Genomic DNA, 22,987 nt, shown 5'->3' with positions numbered 1-22,987 from the left:
AGTAACGAATTGCTTGACGACCATAGAGCATTGGAACCACCTGATCCCATCCCGAACTCAGTAGTGAAACGATGCATCGCCGATGGTAGTGTGGGGTCTCCCCATGTGAGAGTAGGTCATCGTCAAGCGCTTATACCGAATACCCTGATCAGCAATGATCAGGGTATTTTTTTGCGCGTAATAAACTACTCGGTGAGAGTACCGGAGTGCCGGCCACCGGGCTGCCGGCCACCGGAATTCCAATCAGAAATAAGGTCGTGTGGTTTATCTTTGCGCGGCGGAAAATGGTCCGGCGAGTACTCTGTCAGCAAGCCTATCACCACCAAATCAATTTTAGGTTTCAGAGCTTTCAATTCTCGGGCACAACAATTTTTTGTGATCGTCTTGTGATGGATCGTTAATTTTCACGCTAATTTCCTGCTTTCAGGGGATGGCACGGCAGCTTTATTTTGTTCTATGATTTACGCGCCCGACGCAGGATCGCTCGGTGTAAAGGACCCTCCGCCAAGATGGCGGTTATTGTGATGAAATGGAGACTTACTAGGATGTTTAAAAAAGCACTATTTTCTGCCGCACTGATTAGCTTCGCATCTGCCTCTACAGTTCTGCATGCCCAAGAAGCCAAGCCATACTTATTCGTAAGTGGTGGTCAGTCTGATGCTGATGTGCCCAAGAGTGATCTAGATAACTTTTGGGGTGTTGTTCCTGGCATTAGCTCCTCCCTCGACACTGAAGATACCGCTTGGAAGATCGGTGCTGGATTGAAACTTAACCAGTACGTTGCTTTTGAGGCTGAGTACATTGATTTAGGTGAAGCAGCGTATAGCGCCACTGACGGAATCGATATTGCGCGCACTACCCTCGCTACCAAAGGTTATGGACTTAACACGGTTATCACCATGCCTTTAGATCGTTTTAGCCTTTCCGCAAAAGCGGGTTACCATCGGTTGGAAACGGAAGCTGACTTCAGCTTTTCTGGATTTGACGTGATGAGTGAGTCGGTTGAGGAGTGGGTGTTGTCATGGGGGCTTGGTGCTGGTTTTAACTTGACCGAACACTTTATGGTTGTCGCGGAATTTGAGCGCTACCGTGATGTTGCGGATGAATATGATGTTGATCTGATGTCGGCAGGTTTGCGTTACAACTTCTGATCAGCTCTAATTGGAAATGCTCCAAAAAAGAGAGGCTTTAGCCTCTCTTTTCATTGGCGTTGAGGATCAACGTTGAATGCTCAAGACTTGCTCATGAGTTGACGCAGCGCTTCAAGAATGTAGCGAGTATCCGCTGAGTTACGCCCAGGCGCTCCGGCGCAATGCCCCCATTCGGATTGCAGCGGATGAAAGGTCGCATCGACCATTTGTTCGGCTTCGTTTTGCGCATCTTCTGCGGTGAAATAAAAGTCGGTGGAGCTGGGCATGATAAGGGTGTTGGCTTTTATGGCTTTCAGTGCCTGAGCCATGTCTCCGTTGAAGCGGGAGTTATTACTGATGTCGCCGCATTTCCAGGTATGCAGCACAGCAAGCAGGTTATTGGCATCTTGTTGCAGGTGATCCGCTTCCCAAAAGTTTAGCAGTTGCTCGATTGAGTCGAAGCCAAGCTCTCTATAGGTTTGGTTGCGGAAAAACGCTTGGCTGTATGCCCAGCCCGCATAGACTCGGCCGAAGGCTTTCAGGCCGGCGGCGGGTGGCTTTTGATAATTCCCTCCCTGCCAAGCGGAGTCGCAAGTTAGCGCGGCTTTTACGCCTTCCAAGAAGACCTGGTTATGTGGCCAACAGCGCGCTGTGGCGCAAATGGCGGCAACCCGCTTCACCTGTTGCGGGTAAAGACATGCCCACTGCAGCGCTTGCATACCTCCCATGGACCAGCCTGCGACAAGAGCTATGTCGGCAACAGAAAAACAACTTTCCAGCAGTTGATGCTGCAACTGTACGTTGTCGTACAGGCTGACGTACGGGAAGTTTGGTCCGCGCTGTGATGGATGTGCATTGCTGGGGGAGGTTGATTGTCCGTTGCCGATCAGGTTGGGGATGACAATGCAGTGGCGTTCGGGGTCGATGGGGCCTTGCGCACCAATCAGGGGCAAGTTACCTGTGTGTGTGCCACCGTAGTACGTCGGCAGTAGGATTAGATTGTCGCGCGAGTCATTCAGTTCGCCGATTTGAAGGTAGTGCAGACGTGTATCAAGCAGTATTTTGCCGCTTTGAAGGACGAAGTCACCGGCGTGGTAGGTTTTTTCAACTGGCTGAATTGACTGCATAAAATTAGTTTCTCGTGTTACTTGTGAATGGATTCCGATGGCACTGTATGCAGTTACTTGATTTTTATACATGCATGCTGGCATGTATATTGTATGGAAGATTCATACCAGATGCCGCAGTGGGTGCGGCCAGAAACGTTGGAGTACCAGCATGAGCCAGCAAGCGACAACCGAGCAACTCAAACAGACGCTGCAGGAGCAGGGCGTGAAATATGCCTTAGGTGGCTATGTCGATATACACGGCATGATCAAGGGTAAGTTTGTACCTCTGGAGCACCTCGGAAGGATGATGAAGGGGTCTGAACTGTTTACTGGTGCTGCACTGGACGGCGTACCGCAGGAAATAAGTGATAACGAAGTGGCGGCGATGCCTGATCCGGCAACTATGACCGTCTGCCCCTGGAATAATGAGTTGGCGTGGTTTGCGAGCGACCTATATTTGGATGGTGCACCATTTGAAGCCTGTTCACGCAACATTCTCAAGCGGCAGGTAGCGCAGGCAGCGGAAATGGGCTTTACCTTCAACCTGGGTATCGAGACAGAGTTCTTCCTGTTTAAAGACACTGCCGACGGTGGTTTCGAGCCAATTAGCGCACGCGATACCTTAGCCAAGCCCTGTTACGATCCGCGCGCTTTAATGGATAACCTACCGATTGTCGGTGAGTTGGTCGAAGCTATGAATGCCATGGGTTGGGATGTTTACTCCTTCGATCACGAGGATGCTAACGGCCAATTTGAAACCGACTTCACCTATACCGACGCTGTGGGTATGGCGGACCGTCTGGTTTTCTTCCGTCTGATGGCCAACGAAATTGCGCGAAAGCACGGCGGTTTCGCCAGCTTTATGCCAAAGCCCTCTGCAGATCGAACCGGTAGCGGTGCGCATTACAATATGTCGCTGGCAGATATCGAAACCGGTAAGAACCTGTTTGATCCCGCCAACGGTAATGACCCCCACGGTTGTGGTGTAACCGAGATGGCGTATCACTTTATCGCTGGTGTGATGAAGCACGCGAAGGCGATTAGTGCGGTAATCGCGCCCACGGTTAACAGCTACAAGCGCTTGGTGCGAAAAGGCAGTATGTCAGGTTCCACCTGGGCTCCAGTGTTCGTGTGCTACGGCAACAACAATCGCACCAATATGTTGCGTATTCCATCGCAGGGCAGTCGCGTTGAATGTCGCGCAGCTGATATCGCCTGCAACCCCTACCTCGGCGCTGCAATGATTTTGGCTGCCGGCCTCGAAGGTATTCGCGAAAGCATGAACCCGGGCGAACCGCATCGGGAGAACATGTACAACTACACGGATCAGGAGGTGCGCGATATGGATATCGAGATGCTGCCCCAGAACTTGGGCGAGGCCGTCGAGGCGTTCGCTGCCGATCCGCTGTCCAAGGCTGTATTCGGTGAAGCGATGTTCGATAGCTTTGTTGCCTATAAGCGCCAAGAGTGGACTGAGTATCACACCCACGTGTCCGATTGGGAGCTGGATCGCTACCTGAAGTTTTTCTGATTCTACTGGGCTGTGCGTTTGGCGGCCCAGTTTTTGCTGTCTGCCTACATCAAGGGTGATAACTAAAACCATCTGGAGTAGAACCATGAAAAAGTCCGTACCTTTTGCACGACGTTTCAAGCAGGTCATTTCCGGTGCATTAATTGCGTTGGCTGCATCCACAGTGATGGTTCCGGGGGCTTCTGCCGAAGAGAAGGATAGTTTCAAGCTGGCCTGGAGTATTTATGCGGGCTGGATTCCCTGGAAGTACATCGATGAATCCGGCTTGATGAAAAAGTGGGCCGACAAGTACGGCATTGAAGTCGAGATAGTGCAGATCAACGACTATATCGAATCCATTAATCAGTACAGCGCAGGCCAGTTTGATGGTGTTGTTGCCACCAGTATGGATGCGCTTTCGATCCCATCTGCCGGCGGAGTGGATACGACTGCGCTGATCGTAGGCGACTACTCCAACGGTAACGACGGCCTCGTGATGAAGGGCAGCAGCGATCTCAGGGACCTCAAAGGTCAGCGGGTGAATCTGGTCGAGCTGTCGGTTTCCCACTATTTGTTGGCACGCGCCCTAGACTCAGTGGGAATGAGTGAAAGTGACGTTACTGTGGTTAACACCAGCGATGCTGACATGGTGGCTGCTTTCAATACGCCTGATGTGAAGAACGTCGTGACTTGGAACCCGCTGCTTGATGAAGTTCTGAGCATGCCGGGCGCTAACCGGGTGTTTGATTCCAGTCAGATCCCCGGCCACATCAAGGATCTGACCATCGTTAATACCCAGACACTGAGAGATAATCCTGCACTGGGTAAAGCCTTGGTCGGTGCCTGGTTTGAACTGATGACAGAGATGGGTACAGATAGCGAGGCAGGTCAGAAGGCCCGGGCTTTCCTTGGCGAAGCATCAGCTACCGACCAAGCGGGTTACGAAGCGCAATTGGCCGGCATGAAGATGTTCTGGCAGCCTAGCGATGCATTGAAGTTCATTAGCAGCCAGGAAGCGGTTGATGCGATGGACAGCGTACGTCAGTTCTCCTTCCAGAAAGGATTGTTAGGTGAGGGTGCTGATTCCGCTGATTTTGTTGGTATTGAATTGCCGAATGACAAAATCCTTGGCGATACCGGTAATATCAAACTGCGTTTTGATACCGAGTACATGCAGATGGCGGCAGACGGCGCTCTCTGATTTAGCCTGATTGCTGCCGGCGGCCCCTGGTCGCCGGCAGCGCCTGTTGGAACACCCATGCGTAGAACCAAAGAAGACGCGGAAAAAACCCGCCTGAAAATTATTGAAGCCGCGCTGACGCTTTTTAGCCGTAACGGTTACTCGAACACAACGCTGGCGATGATAGGTACTGAGGCAGGTTATAGTCGGGGCCCTATTTATTGGCACTTCAAGAACAAGGATGATTTGTTTCAGGCTGTGCTGGCCTATTCGCAAGAGCCGCTGGGACAATTGGTTGCGCAGGCGCGCACGGGAGAACTAGCACCGCTTGCAACTATTGAGCGCTTTGTACGGCGTTGGTTTGATCTGCTGGTTGATGACCCCTGGTTTCGTCAGTCGTTTGAGATTCTGTTGAATAAGACTGAGCTGACCGACGCTATGGCTGCCACGCTCAAGCGTGAGCGCAAGCTGACACGAAGCATGATAAGTACCTTGCAGGAACTCTTGGTGGCAGCGAAGCGAGATGGAAGCGTGCCAGACGCGCAACCGACCGAGCAGTTGGCACTGATGATTTATACGCAACTGATGGGGGTGACGCAAAGCTGGTTATTTGCGCCGCGTCTATTCAATCTGGGTAAGCAGCGCGGGTTTTTTACCGAGCGCTTATTGGTTGCTTTGCAACAGCCATAAAAAATACCCCTCTGCAGTTCGCCTGCAGAGGGGTATCTATTGCCGCGTGGGACGGTTTAGTGCTTGACCGGCTCGACGATGGGGAAGACTCCCGACGGCACTTCCAGCATTTGCAGCAGCCCAAAGAACGCATTGGGCTCACCCGATACCTTGATCTGACCAGACTTGACTGCTTCCGGGAATGTTGTACGGCGCAGCAGAATCTGATTCAAGGCTTCTCTGGTCATAACCACAGTCGCTTGTGCAGCATCATCCTGTTCGTCTGCGCGGTAGGTCAGCGTGGAGTGCTCCAGGTTCAGGCGGTAGTTCTCTTTGGTGTCGCTTAGCTGCCAGTTGATTACCAAGTGCTTGCCGGCCGCCTTGTTGGCGTCCAGACGCACTGCCATTAAGTCGAAGAACATGCCGGTATCCAACGCTTGTAGCACGTCTGGCGATAGCGAACCGTCAGTTGGCTTGCCTAGTCCGTCGCGCAGTTCCATCGCGCCGGTGAGATAAGCGCCGCGCCAAGTACCCGCTTCAGCCTGATAGCCGAGCTGCTCCAGTGCGTCTGCACCCAGCGCTCGCGCGGCCTGATTGTCGGGCTCAGCATATACCACCTGACTCATTACCGAGGCAACCCAGCGATACTCGCCGTTCGCGTAGTCCTTACGGGCCTGTTCGATAACCTTGTCAGCACCACCCATGTACGAAACGGTTTTGGCAGCGTTCTGCTCAGGGGGTAGCGGGTTGAGGTTGGCAGGGTTGGCGTCGTACCAGCCCATGTAACGCTGATAAATAGCTTTGGCGTTGTGGCTCAGGGTGCCGTAGTAGCCGCGTGCGTACCATTCCTGATCAAGACTCTCGGGCAGTTTCAATTGCTCGGCGATGTCGCCCGGCAGATACCCTTTGTTGATCATGCGCACCGATTGGTCGTGCATGTATTTGTATAGATCACGCTGTACCGACAGGAAGTGTTTAGTGTCTTCTTGATTCCACACGGGCCAGTGATGTTGACCGACCAGGATGTCGGTCTTGTCGCCAAAGCGCTCAAGCGCCAGATCAATATAGTGTGACCAGGCACTGGCATCGCGTACTGCGGCGCCGCGAATGGTGTAGACGTTATGCATGTGCTGGCTGGTGACTTCGCCCGTGTCCAAAACCTTGAATTTTGGGAAGTACATCATCATTTCCGACTCGGCCTCGGAGCCATGCGCCATCTGGAACTGCACTTCGATGCCGTCGATATTCAGGGTGGCGTTGTCCGGCACGGTGTCGGTGGGTGCGATCAATGAGCGAGAGCCGCGTGACAGCGCTTTGCCCAAGCCGGTGTCCACATGCCCACGTTCGCCCGGTGGCAACATGGCACCAAACTGATAAGTCGCCCGGCGGCTCATGGCGGGGCCGGCAATCACGTTTTCGGACACGGCGTGCTCCATAAAGCCTGCCGGTGCGTAGACGTGTGCTTTGCCGGCTTTGACATCGGCTTCGTCTAGGACGCCTTTTACGCCGCCCCAATGATCAACATGGTTGTGGGTATAGAGCACGGCGACGACAGGCTTTTTCGGACGGTTCTGGTAGTAGAGTTCCAGTCCGGCTTTAGCGGTAGAAGGGGATAACAGTGGATCGATGATGATCAGACCGGTATCGCCCTCGATGATGGTCATGTTCGCTAGGTCCATGCCGCGAATCTGATACATGCCATCGGTCACTTTGAACAAGCCATGAATGTTGTTCAATCGCGCTTGGCGCCAGAGGCTGGGGTTCACGGTGTCCGGCGCGGCTTCTTTGTTAAGAAACTCATATTGGCTCATATCCCAGGCTACCGAGCCATCTTCATTCGTCACTTTGCCATCTGGCAGTTGTGCAACAAAACCCCGTTGGGCATCGGAAAAAGCTTGCTGATTGGCAAAAGGAAGTTGCTCCAGTACGGCCTTGTTGCTGGCGACGGTGCTGTCGGTAGCGGGGTTGGCGGCGGCGAGGGTGCTCAGGCTGATGCTGGCAGCCAAGGCGCTCAGGCAATGAATGAAAGTACGTGCTCGCATCGGGTGTCTCCGTGGATTGGCTGGCGTCGATTGGATGACGCGCTCTTGTTTTAGTCAGACAGCATAGAGATTGCTGCATTAACTATAGGTAGCGGAGCTGCGATCTGGCTAATGCATTTTTATTGTGGTTTTAATGCTATTAGCGCATGCGGGCGGGCGCTGAAGTGAAATTGACGCATTGCCGGTGTACCCTTGGTTTCCACGTGTGGGTATTGGTGATGGATTTTTTTATCGAAGCAGCGGCTTCGTTAAACTATAATCGCGCGCTTTCAAACGCCCGAGCGCAATGGGGTTTCGACAGCTGGAGGTAATAACCGAATTGATCAAGACGCCGTACTATCTCATCGACAAAAGTAAGCTTAAGCAGAACATGGAGAGGATCGCCTACGTGCGTGAACACTCCGGCGCCAAGGCCCTGTTGGCCCTCAAGTGTTTCGCCACCTGGTCCGTGTTCGACTTCATGAGTGAGTATATGGATGGCACTACGTCCTCGTCATTGAACGAGGTCAAGCTGGGCCGCCTCAAGTTCGGCGGCGAAACCCATGCTTATAGTGTGGCCTATGCCGACGATGAGATTGAGGAAGTTCTGAGCAATGCGGACAAGATCATCTTTAACTCGATCAGCCAACTGACCCGTTTCAGCGACGCGTCCAACGACACTGTTCGCGGCTTGCGTTTGAACCCGGGCGTCAGCAGCTCTGACTTTCTGATCGCAGATCCATCGCGTCCTTTCAGTCGTCTGGGCGAATGGGATGCGGACAAGATTGAAGCGGTATTGCCGTTGATCTCCGGTTTTATGATCCATAACAACTGCGAGAACGGCGACTTCGCATTGTTCGACGGTATGCTGCAGCAGATCGAAGAACGTTTTGGTCACCTATTACAGCAGGTTGAATGGGTCAGTCTCGGTGGCGGTATTCACTTCACTGGCGACGACTATCCGCTGGATCAGTTCTGTGCGCGGCTCAAAGCGTTCTCCAAGAAGTATGGCGTGCAAGTGTATCTGGAGCCCGGCGAAGCAGCGATTACCATGAGCACATCTTTGGAAGTCACCGTGCTCGACACGCTCTACAACGGTAAGCAGCTCGCTGTGGTCGACAGTTCAATCGAAGCACACATGCTCGATCTGCTGATTTATCGTCAGGACGCCAAGATGGAGCCTTGCGCCGGCCCACATCAGTACATGGTGTGTGGCAAGTCTTGTCTGGCCGGGGATATCTTCGGCGAGTTTCAGTTTGATCGCGAACTGAACGTTGGCGATCGCCTCTCCTTTATCGATGCGGCCGGCTACACCATGGTCAAGAAGAACTGGTTCAACGGCGTGAATATGCCCGCCATTGCAATCAAGCAACTTGATGGTGAGGTGCAAGTGGTTCGTGAATTCGGTTTCCAGGATTACCTAGAAAGCCTCTCCTGAGGCACAACCCCAGCCTTTATCCAAGGAGGCGTTGCGAGGAAGAGTGATGAAAAAAAACGTTCTGATTATCGGTGCCGGTGGCGTCGCTCAAGTGGTCGTGCATAAATGCGCGCAACATAATGATGTACTGGGCAGCATTCATATTGCTTCACGTACTATCGAAAAGTGCCAGGCGCTGGTCGACAGCGTGCGCGAAAAGAACAGTCTGAAAACGGCTGGTGAGCTGCAGGCCCATGCGTTGGATGCGCTTGATGTAGAAGCCACCAAAGCCTTGATTGCCAAGACTGAGTCGCAAATTGTCATCAACGTGGGCTCGGCTTTCGTCAATATGACGGTACTGCAGGCTTGCATCGAAACCGGTGCAGCCTATCTTGATACCGCCATCCATGAAGATCCGAACAAGATTTGCGAGACTCCGCCGTGGTACGCCAACTATGAATGGAAGCGCCGCGAACTCTGTGCCGCAAACAAGATCACCGCCATTCTCGGCATTGGTTTTGATCCGGGCGTGGTCAACGCTTACGCTAGTGTCGCGGTCAATGAGTACTTCGACAGCGTAGATGAGATCGACATCATCGACATCAATGCCGGTAGCCACGGCAAGTACTTCGCCACCAACTTTGACCCGGAAATCAATTTCCGCGAGTTTACCGGCGAAGTTTGGTCATGGCAGAACAGCCAGTGGACCAGTAATAAGATGTTTGAGGTCAAGCGCACTGACGACCTGCCCGTGGTGGGCACGCAGACCAGTTACATGACCGGGCATGATGAAGTGCATTCGCTGTCGCAGAACCTGAACGTACCCAATGTGCGCTTCTGGATGGGCTTTGGTGAGCACTACATCAATGTGTTCACCGTGTTGAACAATCTGGGCCTGCTCTCCGAGCAGCCAGTGACCACCGCTGAAGGGTTGGAAGTGGTGCCGCTCAAGGTAGTCAAAGCCGTATTGCCTGATCCGTCATCCTTGGCCCCTAACTACAGCGGCAAGACCTGTATTGGTGATCTGGTTAAAGGCAAGAAAGACGGCAAGGACAAGGAAGTGTTTATCTACAACGTGGCGGATCATGCCGAGGCCTATGCCGAAGTGGGCAGTCAGGGTATTTCCTACACGGCGGGTGTGCCGCCGGTGGCTGCTGCCATCCTGATCGCCAATGGCGCCTGGGATGTAGAGAAAATGGTCAACGTTGAAGAGCTGGACGCCAAGCCCTTTATTAACTTGTTGAACGAGATGGGGTTACCGACCCGGATCAAGGACGAGCAGGGTGACCGTGAGCTGAGTTTCTAAACACGGCGCCAGTCTAAAAAAGGCCAGCTGAACAGCTGGCCTTTTTACGTCAAGGGACGGGTATTGTTTGCCCCCAGGGCGCTAACAGAACTTCCAGCAGGGTGCCGTCGGCATCCTTGGCAAAGCCGACCAGCTCGTCTTCGCGCCCGGCATCTTCAGACACCGCAGGTGTCTGTACTACGCGCTCACCCGCATCGTCGATAGTATCGATAAAGGCTTCTGGCGAGGCCGTGGCTATTTCCAGTTTTACGGGGTTGTCGGTGTAGTTGCGCACTGAACCGTTGGTCCAATTCATCAGCACCAACGCCGACCCGCCATAACCCTGCAGTATGTACTCGTTGTACTGGCCAGCAATGGGCAGGAACAGCGACACCTTGAAGCCGAGCGTGTCGGCGTAGAATGCCTTGGCAGCAGCGAGATCGCTGACACCGATACCGAAGGCACCAAAGTAGGACTCGGTGGCTGCGGCGTCACCGACGATCTCGATTAGATTATTGTCCACGTCGCGGCCAAATCCGACTACTGCATTGCCGAGCGCAGGGCCCTGATCCGCAGGCTCAACCAGAATGACGCCGCCAGCATCGCGGATATCCTGCGCAAACGTCGTTGGGTCTTTTGCGTAGAACACCAGTTTGCCCGGATTCTGTCGGTAGTTGCGGGCAACGTCGTCGGTAAAGCTCATAAGAATGACCTGCGAGCCACGACCATCGGCAGATTCAAGCACCACTTCTTCGCGGTTATCGCGAGTGCGACGTTCAACCTCGCGCATGCCCAGGCCCTCCGTATAGAAGGCCAAGGCTGTATCCAGATTGCTGACGCCAATGGCGGCGCCGCTCAGGTAGGCGCGAATCGATTGGCGAATCTCCAGCAAAGTGCCGTCGGCGTCAGACGCATAGCCCACTAGGGCTTTGTTCAAGTCGGCCTCCGCAGAGGGTGCAGGCTCCTGAGTCACAGTCTGTCCGGCAGCGGTAATGGCGTCGCTCAGACGTTCAGGCTGCGCGGCGGCCAGCTCCAGTTTTACCGGGTTATCGGTGTAATTACGCGGCGTGGCGTTGGTCCAGTGCATCAGCACCAGCGCCGAACCACCGGGAACCGGCGAAGTCAGGATGTACTCGTCATATTGGCCGGGTATCTGCAGAAACTGGCTTTCTTCGAACCCCAGCGTGTCGACGTAAAAATCGCGTGCTGTATCAAGGTCAGACACCCCAATGCCAAAGGCGCTGAAGTAGGAATCTTTAGCGTCGTCGCTGCCGGTAATCTCAATCAAGTTGTTGTCTTGATCGCGGCCGAAGCCAACCACAATACCGCCAACGCTGGCTTGCGGTGCTGGCGGCACGGTAATGCGCCCGCCGGCCAGTGCAAAGCGCGTGGCAAAGGCGGCGGGGTCTTTGGCGTAAAACACCAGCTTGCCCGGGTTCTGCTGGGTATTGCGTCCCACACCGTCGGTGTAACTCATCAACACTACGTACGAACCGCGCTTGTCGGCGGATTCCAGTACTACCTCAATGCGGTCATCGCGCGTGACACGTTCCACCTCGCGCATGCCCAAGCCCTCGGTATAGATCTTGAGTGCAGCATCCAGATCAGCAACCCCGACAGCGGCAGCGCGCAGATAAAGGCTATTTTCACGCTGGTCGGCGGCAGGGGGCGGCGGAGCCGTCTCATTATTTGAATCACTGCTGCCGCCGCTGCTCAAGCAGCCAGACAGCAACAGTGCGAGCAGACCAAGGCTTAACCCTGAGCGGCGGCGGGTAACTGATTTCATGCTGATACCTTTTTTTTTGTTAGGGTCGCTGCGGTAGACAGCGTATTCACCAAGCAATAATGAATGAATGTTCGTTCATATTGCAAGCCCGCGCGTAGTTAAGCTTTGCAGCAATCTCGATCTGTAGCCTATAGGTGGCCCTGCTGGTTGGTGTCGCTGCAAGGGGATGGGGTATGATCCGGCAACGCCATTTTCGGCAAATCGGTCAGCAAAGGTAGTAGCGTCATGACGTCCCCATTGTCTGCAGTTCCCATGTCCGAGCGCTTGTCGGGTGTGGCTGATATTGAATGTGTAACCCCTGATTTGAACGGTATCCCGCGCGGCAAGGTGATGACCGTTGAAGGCTTCCTTAGTGACCGCCGCCTGCAATTGGCGCGAGGGGTTCTGCTGCAATGCATCATGGGCGGTTACCCCGAAGCCGAGTTTTATGGCTATGACGACGGTGATCTTGTGCTGCATCCGGACGCCGATCAGGTACACGTTTTACCTTGGCTGGATCAGTCGCGCGCGCTGGCCATTTGCGAAGCGGTGGAGTTAGACGGACAGCTGTCCGGGCTGTCGACTCGCGCGCTGCTGCGCAAAATAGTTAATCAGTACGCCGAGCGCGGCTGGACGCCCGTGGTGGCGACCGAGTTGGAGTTCTTTCTGTTCGAGCCCAATCGTGACGACACACAGGCGTTTCAGCCGCCTATCGGGCTAGACGGCCGCCGCGAGGTGGGAGCCGGCGCCTTTAGTGTCAGCACCAGCAACGGCCTGAAGCCCTTCTTCGATGAGATCAGTGCCGGTATGGCCGCGCTGGGTATTCCGCGTGACACCTTTATGCATGAGATGGGCGTTAGTCAGTTCGAGATCAATTTTGTGCACGGTGATCCGGTGCTGATCGCCGATCAGACCTTCCTGTTTAAGCACATGCTGCACGAGGTGGCGCTCAAGCATGGGCTGATCGCCGTGTGCATGGCCAAACCCTTGGCTCGTGTGCCGGGCTGCTCCATGCATATTCACCAGAGCATCGTTGATCAGCGCAGCGGGCAGAACATTTTTACCGATGCAGACACGCAAGCGCCGACTGCGGCTTTTAACCACTTCATTGGGGGCCTGCAGCACTGCATGGCCGAGCTAACGTTGTTGATGGCGCCCTACGTCAACTCCTATCAGCGTTTTTGCCATGCCTACGCCTCACCAAATAATCTGTGCTGGTCGCACGACAATCGCGCTGCGGGTCTGCGCATTCCAGCCAGTGAGCCCGTTGCACGTCGAGTAGAGAACCGCTTGCCTGGTGCTGATGCCAACCCCTATCTCGCTGTTGCTGCTTCCCTGGCTGCCGGCCTTTACGGCATGGACCACCGCTGTGAGCCTAGTGCCCCGGCGCAGGGCGAGTTCAGCGCGCCGGATGAGCTGGTTCTGCCCAGCACCCTGCACGAGGCGATCAACCGCCTGGATCGCAGCGAGGTCGCCCGCGAGTTGTTCGGCGCCGAATTTATCAACGGCTATCTCGCCACCAAGCGTATGGAGCTGGAAAGCTTTATGGACGAGATCACGCCCTGGGAAAGGCGGTTTTTGGGTAGCCAGGTATAACCGGCCTTTGTCTATGACCTGCGACCGGCTTTGTCGCAGCGCTATGCCAGACTGCCACTGCTTTCACCGCTGATCAGGAACCACCATGCAGGACGCCGATACGCTCACCCCCGGATTGATGATCATCCACGGCAACCGCCTGGAAACCCTGCGTGAGCTGGTGGTGGACTGGATGCGTATGCATCCGCTCGGTCCCTTGGAAAACGAAGTGATACTGGTACAGAGCAACGGGATTGCCCAGTGGCTGCAGATGGCGCTGGCGGCCGATCCGGATGACGGCGGCAGCGGCATTGCCGCCGCGCTTGATGTGCAGTTGCCCGCGCGCTTTTTATGGGACAGCTACCGGGGTGTGCTTGGCCGCGATGCCGTGCCGGAGCAGTCACCGCTCGACAAACAGCCGCTGCTCTGGCGGTTGATGCGGCTGTTGCCTGAGCTGCTGGAGCAAACGGCCTTTGCGCCGCTCAAACGCTTCCTGGCGGATGACAGTGATTGTCGTAAACGTTATCAACTTGCCGAGCGCCTGGCCGATCTGTTTGACCAATATCAGGTTTACCGTGCCGACTGGCTGAATGATTGGGCTGCGGGAGAGGACCGCATCGGTCTCGCGCGCGAAGGTTACCGTCCGCTGGAAGCCGAGGAGCTATGGCAGCCGGCTCTGTGGCGGGCGGTGCTGGCCGATGTGGGCATTGAGCGGTTGAGCGATAGCCGTGCTGGTATTCATCCGCGTTTTGTTGAGCGCATGCTGAGCAGCGAGCAACGCCCGGCTGGCCTGCCGCGTCGGGTCATCGTCTTTGGTATCTCTTCGCTGCCGGCCCAGATGCTGGAAGCGCTGGCGGTGATTGGCCGGTTTTCACAGGTGCTACTCGGTGTTCTCAACCCCTGCCAATTCCATTGGGGTGACATAGTTGCCGACCAGGATTTGCTGCGGCATCAGTACCGTCGGCAGCAACGCCGCCCTGGCTCGCCTGTGCAACTGGATGAAAACACCTTGCATCAACATGCGCATCCGTTGCTGGCGGCATGGGGCAAACAGGGCCGCGATTACATCAATTTGCTTGATCAGCATGATGAGCGCGCTGCCTACGAGACGCGCTTTGCCGCTATTAACGGCGGCCGCGTAGACCTGTTTGATGAGCCGCAGAGCAACCATCTGTTGGCGCAACTGCAAAGCGATATTCTTGAGCTAAGGCCGCTAAGTGAAACTCGCGATCAGTGGCCGGCGCTGGATATCGAGCACGATTATTCGCTGCGCTTTCACATTGCCCACAGCCCGCAGCGCGAAGTGGAAATTCTGCACGACCAATTACTCGATGCATTTGCCAGCGATCCAGAATTGAAGCCACGCGACATCATTGTGATGGTGCCGGACGTGAATACCTACGCGCCACACATCCAGGCGGTGTTCGGCCAATACAGTGCCGACGATCCGCGTGCCATTCCTTACACTCTGGCCGATCAGGGCCAGCGTGGCCAGGAGCCGCTGCTGATTGCGCTGGAGCATCTGTTGCGCCTGCCCGACAGCCGCCTGCCAGTGAGTGAAGTGTTTGATTTGCTGGACGTACCCGCACTGCGCAATCGCTTTGATCTGGATGAGCTTGAGTTGCCCACGCTGCACCGCTGGATCGAAGGCGCCGGTGTGCGCTGGGGGCTGGATCAGCAACGCCGTGAAGCGCTCGGGCTACCCGCCGGCCTGGAAGCCAACAGCTGGCGCTTTGGCCTGCGACGCATGCTTTTGGGCTACGCCGGAGGCGGCACAACCTCCTGGCAGGGTATAGAGCCCTATGACGAAGTGGGCGGGCTGGACGCTGCGCTGATCGGCCCACTCAGCCAGTTGCTGCAACGGCTGGATGAACACGAGCAGCAGCTACGCCAGCCAGCCGCGCCGATTGTTTGGGGCGAGCGTCTACGCCAGCTGTTGGATGACTTTTTTAACGCCGAAACCGAACGCGATCAGCTACTGCTGGCGCAGTTGCAAGAGAGCCTGGCTAGTTGGCTGGAGCTTTGCGAGGCCGTTTCGCTGGATACGCCCTTGCCGCTAAATGTGGTCGCGGAGGCGTGGCTAGACGGTGTTGGCCAGTCGCAACTAAGCCAACGTTTTTTAGCCGGCTCGGTTAACGTCTGCACCCTGATGCCGATGCGCGCGATCCCATTCAAGCGTATCTGTCTGCTCGGTATGAATGACGGCGATTATCCTCGCGCCCAACCGCCGCTGGACTTTGACCTGATGGGGCGTGATTACCGCCCCGGAGACCGCTCGCGCCGCGAGGATGACCGGTACTTGCTGTTGGAAGCGCTACTCTCCGCCCGCGACGGCCTCTATATAAGCTGGGTGGGCCGCAGCATTCGGGATAACAGCGAACGGCCGCCTTCGGTGCTGGTAGCGCAGCTGCGCGATCATTTAAAGGCCGGCTGGCGGTTGGCCAATGACGATGATCTGCTCGCAGCACTCACTATCGAGCATCCATTGCAGCCTTTCAGTCGTCGTTATTTTGATGCTGCCTCGCCGCTGTTCAGTTACGCCAGCGAGTGGCGCGCACTGCACGATAGCGCGCGGGCGCAGGAAGATAACGTAGCGCTACCGTCGCTGGCGCTTGAGGCGCCCATCGAGCTGGTATCGCTACAACGTTTTCTGCGTCATCCAGTGGAGCACTTTTTTAACACTCGTCTTAAGGTCTGGTTGCAAGAGCAGGACGCCAGCGCAGAAGACGATGAGCCCTTCGCGCTGGATGGTCTGCAGCAGCACCAGCTCAGTCAGTGGCTGCTGGAACGGGTACAGCAAGCACCGCTGGACGCCGACTGGCAGGCGCTGCTCACGCAAGAGGCTGCCCGATTGCAGCAACGCGGCGAGCTGCCACTTGCCGGCTTTGGTGAGTTGGCTCGTGAACAGCTATTGAGCCCATTACAGGATCAACTTGAGCGTTATCGCCAGCAGGCGCTGCTCTGGGATCGTGTGCTGCCAAATCCGTTGGCCCTAGAGGCCAGTGCACCGGGTATAGCAGTCGTCAGTTGGTTGGCCGGCGTTCGCGAATCCACCGAGGTGGCTGGGTTGCTGCGGCTGCAGATGCTGACCGGTAAAGCGCTGGACGGCAAAGGCAAGAATAAGACGCCGCGCTGGCGCAAACTGTTGAATGAGCTGAGCCTGCACCTGCTGGCCGCCGCCAGTGGCCATCGCCTGACGACCTGTTTGATCTGCGCTGATGCCAGCATACACATGCTGCCGTTGGAGCAGTCACGTGCGGTGGCCATTCTGCGCGATTGGTTGTTGGGTTGGTTAGAAGGCTTACGGCGGCCGTTGCCTGTCGCGGTGGAAACGGCGTTTGCCTATCTGCTTGAGCAAGACGAAAGCAAGCAAATGGACAAGGCTCGTGCCTGTTACGAGGGCTCGGCTTACGCACTTGGCGAGCGCGACAAAAGTGTCGCGCTGCAGCGCAGCTACCCGGCTTTTGCCAACTTGGTCGCTGACGAAGAGTTTGCCGGCTGGGCCGAGGCACTGTATCAACCGCTGCTGCGAGGGCTGGATGACGGCTGGCTGGAATTCAGCGTAGTCGGGGAGCAAGCACAATGAGTGTAGATCCTACGCCACTGGCATTGCGTTGCCCGCTGCGCGGCAGCCGCTTGATTGAGGCGAGCGCCGGCACCGGTAAAACGTTCACCATCTCTGCACTTTACCTGCGCTTGGTACTCGGCCACGGGGATGAAACTACCGCTTTTGGCCGCGAGCTTTTGCCGCCAGATATTTTGGTAGTGACCTTTACCGACGCGGCCACCCAAGAGTTGCGCGACCGGATCCGCGCGCGGCTGGTTGAGGCAGCGCAGGCGTTTCGTGGTGAGTTGTCCGCGCCTGATCCGATCCTGACCCAGCTGGTGGCGGAAACGGCGCCAGAACAGCGACCCAGCTGCGCGCGCAAGTTGGATATCGCCGCGCAGTGGATGGATCAGGCGGCGGTTTCGACCATTCACAGCTGGTGTCAGCGCATGTTGCGTGAGCACGCCTTTGACAGCGGCAGCCTGTTTACCCAAACCCTGGAAACCGATCAGCGAGAGTTGCTGGCCGAAGTCGCCCGTGATTATTGGCGGCTGCACTGCTATCACCTGCATGGCGCGGCATTGGGCTGGGTAAATCGCTACTGGCAGCAGCCTGATGTGGTGCTCGGCAAAGCGCGGATCCTGTTGGATCAATATCTGCCGGAAGAAACACTGCCGCTGCAGGAGTTGATCGAAACCGGTTTGCAGCAGGCAGGTCAGCAGTTGGCGGCATTAAAGGCACCTTGGTTGAATTGGTTGGATGAACTGGAACCGTTACTCGAAAAGGCGCGCGAGGCGAAGGCGTTTAACGGCACAAAAATGAACCGAGGTCACACTGCCGGCTGGTTCGAAAAATTGCGCACTTGGGCTGCCGATGACGAACAGCTCGCGCTGGACATCGGCAAGGGCTTTGAGCGTTTGACGCCGGATGGCCTTTCGGAAATCTGGAAAACCGGCTTGTCGCCAAAGCATCCTGCGCTGGATGCCATGGTGGGCTTGAAAACGGCGCTGGATGCTATCCGTGGACCAGAACAGGCGGCTTTGCGCCATGCGGCAGCCTGGATCAAACAGCGTTTTGAGTCGGAAAAGCGCCGCCGCGCGCAGATGGGCTTTGACGATATGCTCACCCGGCTGGATGCGGCGTTACAGGGCGATAACGGTGAGCGGCTAGCGCAGGTGATTCGCCAGCAATTCCCGGTCGCGCTGATTGATGAGTTTCAGGATACCGACCCCTTGCAGTACCGCATCTTTGATCGCATTTATCGCGTTGAAGAAAACGATCAGGACACCGCTTTGTTGTTGATCGGTGACCCCAAGCAGGCGATTTATGCCTTCCGCGGTGCTGATATTTTCACCTATCTGGGCGCGCGCGCCGCGACGCAAGGACGGCATGAAAACCTGGATACCAACTTCCGCTCCAGCGACGCTATGGTGGCGGCGGTGAACCGTGTTTTCGCGCATGCTGAAACGCAGTTCCCGCGCGCCGCTTTCTTGTTTCAGCGCGATGCAGCCAACCCGCTGCCGTTCCTGCCGGTTAAGGCGCGTGGGCGCAAAGAGGTCTGGACTGTCGAGGGCCAACCGGCTGCAGCGCTGACAGCATGGTACCTGCCCAGCGAGGAGCCGGTGAGTGCTGAGGTGTATCGTCGGCAGATGGCCGAGCGCTGCGCTACCGCCATGACTGAACTGTTGTTGAGCGGACAACGCGGCGATGCGGGTTTCATGCACCCGGAAACAGGCTTGCAGGTAGTGCGGCCGGCGGACATGGCCGTATTAGTGCGCACCGGGCGCGAAGCCCAGGCTATCCGGCAAGCCTTGGCCGCGCGCGGCGTGCGCAGCGTCTACCTGTCGGATAAAGATTCGGTGTTGAATACCCAGGAAGCGCAGGATTTATTGCGCTGGCTGCGGGCCTGTGCCGAGCCAGGTAATGATCGCTTACTGCGCGCCGCTCTGGCCAGCAGCACGCTGGGGCTCGGCTGGGCCGATATGGAGCGGCTAAATCAGGATGAGCGGCTGTGGGAACAGCGCGTCGACCAGTTCCGTGACTATCGCCGTCGCTGGCAGCGCCAAGGCGTTCTGCCGATGTTGCATCGCTTGTTGCACGATTTTCAGTTGCCGGCTCACTTGCTGCAACAACCTGACGGCGAGCGCAGTCTGACCAACCTACTGCATTTGGCCGAGTTGCTGCAGCGCGCAGCACGCGAGCTGGACGGTGAACAGGCATTGATTCGCCACCTGAGCGAGCTGATCCAACAGGCTGGCGAGGGCGCCGGTGAAGATCAAGTGTTGCGGCTGGAAAGTGATGCCGAACTGGTCAAGGTAGTCACCATCCACAAGTCCAAAGGCTTGGAGTATCCGTTGGTATTCCTGCCATTCATTAGCCACAGCCGTCCGGCGAAGAAAGGCGAGCCCGTGCGGGTGCACGATGGTGTGCGCTCTCGGCTGGAGCTGGAGCCTGATGACGAGACGGTGCGCCAGGCTGACCAAGAGCGCCTCGGCGAAGATCTGCGCCTGCTTTATGTGGCGCTGACCCGCGCGCGCCATGCTTGTTGGCTGGGGTTGGCGGACTTGAAGAGTGGTCAGAATAAACAGTCTGTGCTGCACCGCAGCGCGGTGGCTTATTTGTTGGCGGGCGGTGCGCCACTACCCAGCAGTGAATCCCTAGTCACCTGGCTGCAGGCCTGGCAGCCGGACGGGCAGGTAGTATCCGTGGTGCCGGCACCGGAAACACAATTACAGCGTTATCAGCCGCTGCATTCGGAAAGTTCAGAACTCAGTGCGCGTATGCCAGGGCATGCGCGATTTGCTTCCTGGTGGATTGGATCTTACAGCGCGTTAACTATCAGCGCGGATCAGCCCAGCTTAGCCGCCGATACGGCGCTGGCCGAACGTATGACCGACGACGAGCGCAGCTCACGCTTTGTACCGTTGCGTACCGGCGAGCCAGCCAGTATTCATCGTTTTCCACGTGGTCCGCAGCCCGGCACCTTTATTCACGGTCTGCTGGAATTAGCCGCTGCCGAAGGTTTTGCTGCGTTGGCTGAGTCTACGCGTGCACTTGAATTGCTATATCCACGTTGTCAGCGCCGTGGTTGGGGCGACTGGGCGCCGTGTCTGGCTGATTGGCTGAGCACCTTGCTGAGCCGCCCCGGTCTGGTGCCGGGCTCCTCGTTGGCGCTGGCGGACTTGCAGCCAGGTGCCTATCAGAGCGAGATGGAATTTATGTTCAGCGCTTCACGGGTGGATGTGCAGCAGATCGATAAGCTGGTCTGTGCCCATACGCTGGATGGGATGAGCCGACCAGCCTTGCAGCGTGATCGTCTGAATGGGCTGTTCAAGGGTTTTATCGACTTGGTTTTTGAGCACCAGGGCCGCTATTACGTGGTGGATTACAAATCTAACTGGCTGGGGCAGGGCGCCGAGGATTACACCGAAGAGACCATGCGCCGGGTGATGGCGGAGCATCGCTACGATTTGCAGTACGTGTTTTATATTCTGGCATTGCACCGCCAGCTGCGCGCGCGGCTGCCGAATTATGACTATGAGCAGCATATCGGCGGCGCGCTTTACTGGTTTGTGCGCGGTGGTGAGTCAACCGCTGGCGGCTTATGGCAGGACCGTCCGCCGCGTGTATTGATCGAGGCGCTGGACCGAATGTTTGCCGGCCAGCCGGATCTGGAGGTCAGCGCATGATCGGCGATCAGTTGGACCTGCTAGGAGATGCTTCCAACAGTGAACCATTTGTTAGCAGCACATCGTTGGCCAGCCCTTTGGCCGACAGCCAGACGCTACTGCCCCTGCTGCAAGAGTGGCAGGCCAATGGCTGGCTGCGCGCGCTGGACATGGCCTTTGCCGGCTTTTTGTTGGAGCAGGCACCGGATACGTCCGCCAGTGTATTGTTAGCGGCTGCGCTGGTCAGTCATCAGCTGGGGCATGGTCACGTGTGCCTGGACTTGCCCGCCACCCTGCTAGCGCCAGACTACGCGCTGTCGTTGCCACCGGAAGGTGACACTGAAGGCAGTAGCCTTTTGCCCTCGCAGCTGTTGGCGGGTTTGAGTTTTGAGCAGTGGCAGCAGCAATTGGCGCAGAGCCGCGTGGTGGACACTTCAGAAACAGCGCGGCAGGGTAGTCGGCCCCTGGTTCTGATTGGCCAGCGGCTATACCTGCGCCGTTATTGGCAATATGAGCGGCAGGTAGTTGAAGGCCTGCGCGCGCGCTTGCAGCCGGTGCCGACACCGGACGACCTGCCGGCACGGTTGCAGGCGTTGTTTGCCGACAGCCAACAGCACCCGGACTGGCAGCGGATTGCCTGCGCGCTGGCGGCACGTGGCCGTTTTAGCATCATTACTGGCGGCCCCGGTACCGGCAAAACCACCACTGTGGTGCGCTTGCTGGCGCTGCTGCAAACGCCAGCCATTGAGCGCGGCCAGCCGCTGCGCATTCGCCTGGCCGCGCCGACTGGCAAGGCTGCGGCGCGCTTGACGGAATCCATTGGCAAACAGGTCGGCGCGCTGCCGGTCGATCAAGCCGTTAAGGACGAAATCCCCAAAGAGGTCGGCACCCTGCACCGACTGCTGGGTAGTCTGCCGAACAGTCGCCACTTCCGACATCATGCGGGCAACCCGTTGGCGCTGGATGTGCTGGTGGTAGACGAAGCCTCGATGATTGATCTGGAAATGATGGCCAAGGTGCTCGAGGCCTTGCCGCCGGGTGCGCGGCTGATCATGCTCGGCGACAAGGACCAGTTGGCCTCGGTAGAGGCGGGCGCCGTGTTGGGCGACCTGTGCCGCGACGCGGACGCCGGTTTTTACAGCGAGCAGACCCGCGACTGGCTGGAACAGGTCAGCGGACAGTCCTTGGCGGCGGCACAATTGCAAACTGGCGACGAGCAGCAACACGCGCTGGCGCAACAGACAGCTATGTTGCGACATTCCCATCGCTTTGGTGCCGACAGCGGCATTGGCGAGCTGGCGCGCGCGGTTAATCGCTGCGCGGCTGAGCGCGCGCGGGAACTGCTCAGCCGGGGTGGTTTCAATGATATTCGCAGTCAGCGGTTGGCAAGCCCGAATGATGCCGGTTTTGCTACGCTAGCGCTGGGGAGTGAGACCGGATTGCCTGGCTACGCCGCCTACCTACAGGTGCTGAACGAGGAGCGCCCGGCAGCCTCCACGGCGGCCGCAGATCCGCTCTGGCAGGAATGGTCTAGCGCCGTTCTTAAAACATTTGATCGTTTTCAATTGCTCTGTGCGGTCAGGCGCGGCGACTGGGGTGTGGAGGCGGTCAATCAGCGGGTGGCTGCGCTCTTGCAGCGGCGCGGACTGTTGCGCAGTGAGCAGCTCTGGTATGAAGGTCGTCCGGTTTTGGTGACGCGTAACGATTACAGCCTTGGCTTGATGAACGGCGACATCGGCATCGCCCTGAGAATTCGTGAGCCGGCTTTGGTGCCGGGGCAGGCGGAGTCCGAAGCATTGCGGGTGGCGTTCGCGCGCAACGATGGCAGCGGCAGCATTCGTTTTGTACTGCCCAGTCGTTTGCCGGAGGTCGAAACGGTATTTGCGATGACGGTGCACAAAAGCCAGGGTTCGGAGTTTGAGCATGCGGCACTGGTGTTGCCGGAGGCGCGTAACCCGGTGTTGACCAAGGAGCTGGTCTACACCGCCATTACCCGTGCGAGCCAGAATTTTACCTTGCTGGAAAGCCGCCCCGGGGTATTTGAGGCAGCGGTGCAAACGCCGGTAAGGCGGATCAGTGGGCTAGATTTGACGCCTGCGGCGGACTGATTT

Annotated in this window: 13 protein-coding genes and 1 rRNA gene; 11 read left to right on the top strand and 3 right to left on the bottom strand. The window is 56.9% G+C overall.

Annotated features, from left to right (window positions below; genetic code table 11):
- Positions 1–12 precede the first annotated feature (12 nt).
- Together rrf and AC1XYH_RS14730 are read left to right on the top strand one after the other, a co-directional pair.
- Positions 13–128: ribosomal RNA gene (gene rrf, locus AC1XYH_RS14735) — 5S ribosomal RNA — on the top strand.
- Positions 129–509: 381 nt separating this feature from the next.
- Positions 510–1,151 (top strand): porin family protein, encoded by a 642-nt coding sequence (locus AC1XYH_RS14730; RefSeq protein ID WP_483323894.1) that lies wholly within the window; start codon positions 510–512, stop codon positions 1,149–1,151.
- Positions 1,152–1,231: 80 nt separating this feature from the next.
- Here AC1XYH_RS14730 and AC1XYH_RS14725 read toward each other — a convergent pair whose 3' ends face one another.
- Positions 1,232–2,257 (bottom strand): alpha/beta fold hydrolase, encoded by a 1,026-nt coding sequence (locus tag AC1XYH_RS14725; protein ID WP_483323893.1) that lies wholly within the window; start codon positions 2,255–2,257, stop codon positions 1,232–1,234.
- A gap of 151 nt (positions 2,258–2,408) precedes the next feature.
- Between AC1XYH_RS14725 and glnT the strand changes: the two genes are divergently transcribed.
- The 3 genes from glnT (at position 2,409) to AC1XYH_RS14710 (ending at position 5,619) form a co-directional block, all read left to right on the top strand.
- Positions 2,409–3,770: a type III glutamate--ammonia ligase gene (gene glnT / locus AC1XYH_RS14720; RefSeq protein ID WP_483323892.1), complete on the top strand. Its 1,362-nt coding sequence runs from the start codon at positions 2,409–2,411 to the stop codon at positions 3,768–3,770.
- 85 nt (positions 3,771–3,855) lie between these two features.
- On the top strand, positions 3,856–4,950 hold the full coding sequence (locus AC1XYH_RS14715; protein ID WP_483323891.1) for a putative urea ABC transporter substrate-binding protein: 1,095 nt from the start codon (positions 3,856–3,858) through the stop codon (positions 4,948–4,950).
- Positions 4,951–5,007: 57 nt separating this feature from the next.
- Positions 5,008–5,619, top strand: coding sequence for a TetR family transcriptional regulator (locus AC1XYH_RS14710; RefSeq protein ID WP_483323890.1), 612 nt, complete (start codon positions 5,008–5,010; stop codon positions 5,617–5,619).
- A gap of 56 nt (positions 5,620–5,675) precedes the next feature.
- On the opposite strand, the gene AC1XYH_RS14705 is transcribed toward AC1XYH_RS14710, so the two are convergent.
- Entirely contained in the window at positions 5,676–7,640 is a 1,965-nt protein-coding gene (locus AC1XYH_RS14705; RefSeq protein ID WP_483323889.1) for an alkyl/aryl-sulfatase, read from the bottom strand.
- A gap of 319 nt (positions 7,641–7,959) precedes the next feature.
- Here AC1XYH_RS14705 and AC1XYH_RS14700 point away from each other — a divergent pair, with 319 nt between their 5' ends.
- Together AC1XYH_RS14700 and AC1XYH_RS14695 are read left to right on the top strand one after the other, a co-directional pair.
- Positions 7,960–9,057: a carboxynorspermidine decarboxylase gene (locus tag AC1XYH_RS14700; protein WP_483326389.1), complete on the top strand. Its 1,098-nt coding sequence runs from the start codon at positions 7,960–7,962 to the stop codon at positions 9,055–9,057.
- A 46-nt stretch (positions 9,058–9,103) separates the two neighbouring features.
- On the top strand, positions 9,104–10,342 hold the full coding sequence (locus AC1XYH_RS14695; protein WP_483323888.1) for a saccharopine dehydrogenase family protein: 1,239 nt from the start codon (positions 9,104–9,106) through the stop codon (positions 10,340–10,342).
- A 49-nt stretch (positions 10,343–10,391) separates the two neighbouring features.
- Here AC1XYH_RS14695 and AC1XYH_RS14690 read toward each other — a convergent pair whose 3' ends face one another.
- Positions 10,392–12,107, bottom strand: coding sequence for a VOC family protein (locus AC1XYH_RS14690; protein ID WP_483323887.1), 1,716 nt, complete (start codon positions 12,105–12,107; stop codon positions 10,392–10,394).
- Between the two features lie 225 nt (positions 12,108–12,332).
- Between AC1XYH_RS14690 and AC1XYH_RS14685 the strand changes: the two genes are divergently transcribed.
- The 4 genes from AC1XYH_RS14685 to recD all read left to right on the top strand — a co-directional run bounded on the left by AC1XYH_RS14685 (position 12,333) and on the right by recD (position 22,984).
- Complete coding sequence (locus AC1XYH_RS14685) at positions 12,333–13,682, top strand: glutamine synthetase family protein (protein WP_483323886.1); 1,350 nt, start codon at positions 12,333–12,335, stop codon at positions 13,680–13,682.
- An 85-nt stretch (positions 13,683–13,767) separates the two neighbouring features.
- Positions 13,768–17,247: an exodeoxyribonuclease V subunit gamma gene (gene recC / locus AC1XYH_RS14680; RefSeq protein ID WP_483323885.1), complete on the top strand. Its 3,480-nt coding sequence runs from the start codon at positions 13,768–13,770 to the stop codon at positions 17,245–17,247.
- Complete coding sequence (gene recB / locus AC1XYH_RS14675) at positions 17,244–20,897, top strand: exodeoxyribonuclease V subunit beta (RefSeq protein ID WP_483323884.1); 3,654 nt, start codon at positions 17,244–17,246, stop codon at positions 20,895–20,897. Before recC ends, recB begins: the two co-directional genes overlap by 4 nt.
- A complete protein-coding gene (gene recD, locus AC1XYH_RS14670) occupies positions 20,894–22,984 on the top strand; it encodes an exodeoxyribonuclease V subunit alpha (protein WP_483323883.1) in 2,091 nt (696 codons plus the stop codon). Before recB ends, recD begins: the two co-directional genes overlap by 4 nt.
- Positions 22,985–22,987 lie beyond the last annotated feature (3 nt).

Source organism: Pseudomonas sp. GW-45, from assembly GCF_056896675.1.
Note: the sequence above shows the minus strand (reverse complement) of the source record. Positions and strands in the feature narration are given on the sequence as shown.